The sequence below is a fragment of the Sphingopyxis sp. KK2 genome (assembly GCF_001990265.1).
Lineage (GTDB): Bacteria > Pseudomonadota > Alphaproteobacteria > Sphingomonadales > Sphingomonadaceae > Sphingopyxis.
Genome location: NZ_LYVN01000242.1, coordinates 1 through 3,035 on the forward strand (window position 1 = coordinate 1; position 3,035 = coordinate 3,035).

A 3,035-nucleotide genomic window follows, 5' to 3' on the forward strand; every position below is an offset into this window, starting at 1 on the left:
GTCGCTTCGCCGTTGCTGACGATGGCGTGCAGCGGCGGGTCGATCGAACTCGGCGCCGGGCTGGGCGCGGGCGATGCGATCGACGTCGACCTCAAGACCAGCGCGGGAACCGACCGGATGCGCCTCGATGGCGGCCGCATCGCGATCCCCAGCCGCGACGTGCGGCTCGACCGCATCGCGTTTAGCCGCGGACGCTTTGCGCTCGAGGCGAGCAATGGCAGCACGCTGACCCTGCCCGTGCAGTCCGAAATCGGCCGGTTGATCGAGGATTGCCGCGGCTGATCCGTCGGGTCAGCCCGCGATCTCCACCGTGCCGCCCTTGATCCAGCCCCAGCGGCACGGACCCTGATATTCGCGCGCGCTGCGCACCGGGCGGGTGACGTTGCACAGCGCCGGATCGTCGCCGGGCGCCGCGAAGATGACGCCGAACCAGGCGTCGTCATCGGTCGCCTCGCACAGCGACACCGGCGTTCCGCCGGCAAGCTTCGCCTTGACCGCACGCGTTTCGCCCGGTGCCCAAAAGACATCGGTCCCGCCCGGCTTGACGCGCGAGCTGCTGGCACAGGCGGGGAGCTCGGGGCCCTCGGTACCGGTCTTCACCGGACGCGAGGCGAGCGGGTCTCCGGCAACCACCGGCGCATTGTCGGGCGGCGGCGCCGGCTGCGAACAGGCGGCGAGCGAAAGCGCGGCAAGGACGGCGAGCGAGCAGGGGAGACGATGTTTCATGCCCCGAAACTAGCCGCCGCGGCGCGGGCGCGCAACGCTCCTTGCCAAATGCGCGAGAGCCGCATTTTCGCTTGGGTTTTACCGGGTCCGACCCTATATAATCGCTATGACGGATACCCCTGAAACCAACGCGCCGAGCGCCCCCGCCAACCAGCCCAATGCGAATGCCTATGGCGCCGATTCGATCAAGGTCCTGAAGGGCCTCGACGCGGTGCGCAAGCGGCCGGGCATGTATATCGGCGACACCGACGACGGGTCGGGGCTGCATCACATGGTGTTCGAAGTCAGCGACAATGCGATCGACGAAGCGCTCGCGGGCCATTGCGACCTCGTGCTGATCACGCTCAACAGCGACGGGTCGGTCAGCGTCGAGGACAATGGTCGCGGCATCCCGACGGGCATCCACGCCGAGGAAGGCATTTCGGCGGCCGAGGTCATCATGACCCAGCTCCACGCCGGCGGGAAGTTCGAGAATACGAGCGACGATAATGCGTACAAGGTGTCGGGCGGTCTGCACGGCGTCGGCGTGTCGGTGGTCAACGCGCTCAGCGAATGGCTCGAACTGACGATCTGGCGCGATGGCGAAGAGCATTGGATGCGCTTCGAAAATGGCGATTCGGTCGCCCCGCTCAAGGTCAACGGCCCCGCCCCGGCGGGCAAGAAGGGCACGCGCGTGACCTTCCAGGCGTCGACCGAGACGTTCAAGAATGTCCTCGAGTTCGATTTCGAAAAGCTCGAGCATCGCTACCGCGAACTGGCGTTCCTCAACTCGGGCGTCCGCATCAAGCTGGTCGACGCGCGCCATGCCGAACATGTCAGCCACGACCTGTTCTACGAGGGCGGGATCGCCGCCTTCGTGAAATATCTCGACCGCAACAAGAATGCGCTGCTGCCCGATCCGATCGCGATCAGCAGCGAGCGCGACGGCATCGGCATCGACGTCGCATTGGAGTGGAACGACAGCTATTATGAGAATGTCCTCTGCTTCACCAACAACATCCCACAGCGCGACGGCGGCACGCACTTGGCCGCCTTCCGCGCCGCGCTGACGCGTACGCTCAACGGCTATGGCGAGAAGTCGGGGATGCTGAAGAAGGAGAAGGTGTCGCTGACCGGCGAGGACATGCGCGAAGGTCTGACCGCGATCGTGTCGGTCAAGCTGCCCGACCCGAAATTTTCGTCGCAGACCAAGGACAAGCTCGTCTCGTCCGAAGTGCGCCAGCCGCTCGAAAGCCTGATGGCCGACCGCATGACCGAATGGCTCGAGGAAAACCCCGCCAATGCCAAGGCGGTGATCCAGAAGGTGATCGACGCCGCCGCCGCGCGCGAGGCCGCGAAAAAGGCACGCGAACTGACGCGGCGCAAGGGCGCGATGGATATCGCGAGCCTGCCCGGCAAGCTCGCCGACTGCCAGGAACGCGATCCGAGCAAGTGCGAACTCTTCCTGGTCGAGGGTGACTCGGCAGGCGGCAGTGCCAAGCAGGGCCGCGACCGGCATGTGCAGGCGATCCTGCCGCTGAAGGGCAAGATCTTGAACGTCGAGCGCGCGCGCTTCGACCGTATCATCTCGTCCAAGGAAGTGGGCACGCTGATCCAGGCGCTCGGCACCGGCATTCGCGACGAGTTCAACCTCGAGAAACTGCGCTATCACAAGATCGTGATCATGACCGACGCCGATGTCGACGGCGCGCATATCCGCACCTTGCTGCTCACCTTCTTCTATCGCCAGATGCCCGAGATCATCGAGGCGGGGCACCTCTATATCGCGCAGCCGCCGCTCTATAAGGTCGCGAAGGGGCGCAGCGAGGTCTACGTCAAGGACGACAGCGCGCTCGAAAATTATCTCGTCGACGGCGGTATCGACGCGCTGATGCTCGAGACGAGCGGCGGCGCGCGGTCGGGCGCCGACCTGCGCGACCTGATCGAACATGGCCGCCGGCTGCGCGCGCTGATGCGTTATGTCCCGCGCGGGCATAATTACGAGCTGGTTGAGGCGCTGGCGCTCAATGGCGCGCTCGACCCCGAACTCGACGATGCCGGACAGCAGGCCGCCAGCGAGCGCGCCGCCGCCTGGCTCAACAATGCCGAGCGCGCGCTCACCGGCGGCAACGACGCGGTGTGGACCATCGCCGTGGTCGACGGCGGCTACACGCTCGAAAAGCGCTGGCGCGGGGTCAGCGACCATCATGCGATCGACGCCGCCTTCCTCGCGAGCCAGGAGGCGCGCCGCCTGCACAAGCTGGCGGGCGAGCAGGCCGAAACCTATGCCAGCCCGAGCCGGCTGGTGAAGGGCAGCAGCGCCGCGGCGC

2 protein-coding genes and 1 pseudogene are annotated in these 3,035 nt (G+C 66.3%); 2 read left to right on the forward strand and 1 reads right to left on the reverse strand.

Annotation, left to right across the window (positions count from 1 at the left end):
• Nucleotides 1–282 (forward strand): annotated as a pseudogene (locus B1A78_RS21185) (hypothetical protein); the annotation flags it as partial.
• 9 nt (nucleotides 283–291) lie between these two features.
• On the opposite strand, the gene B1A78_RS21190 reads toward B1A78_RS21185, so the two are convergent.
• Nucleotides 292–726: a hypothetical protein gene (locus tag B1A78_RS21190; protein ID WP_077148829.1), complete on the reverse strand. Its 435-nt coding sequence runs from the start codon at nucleotides 724–726 to the stop codon at nucleotides 292–294.
• Nucleotides 727–832: 106 nt separating this feature from the next.
• Between B1A78_RS21190 and B1A78_RS21195 the strand changes: the two genes are divergently transcribed.
• A partial coding sequence (locus B1A78_RS21195) for a DNA gyrase subunit B (RefSeq protein ID WP_077148830.1) occupies nucleotides 833–3,035 on the forward strand: 2,203 nt, incomplete at its 3' end.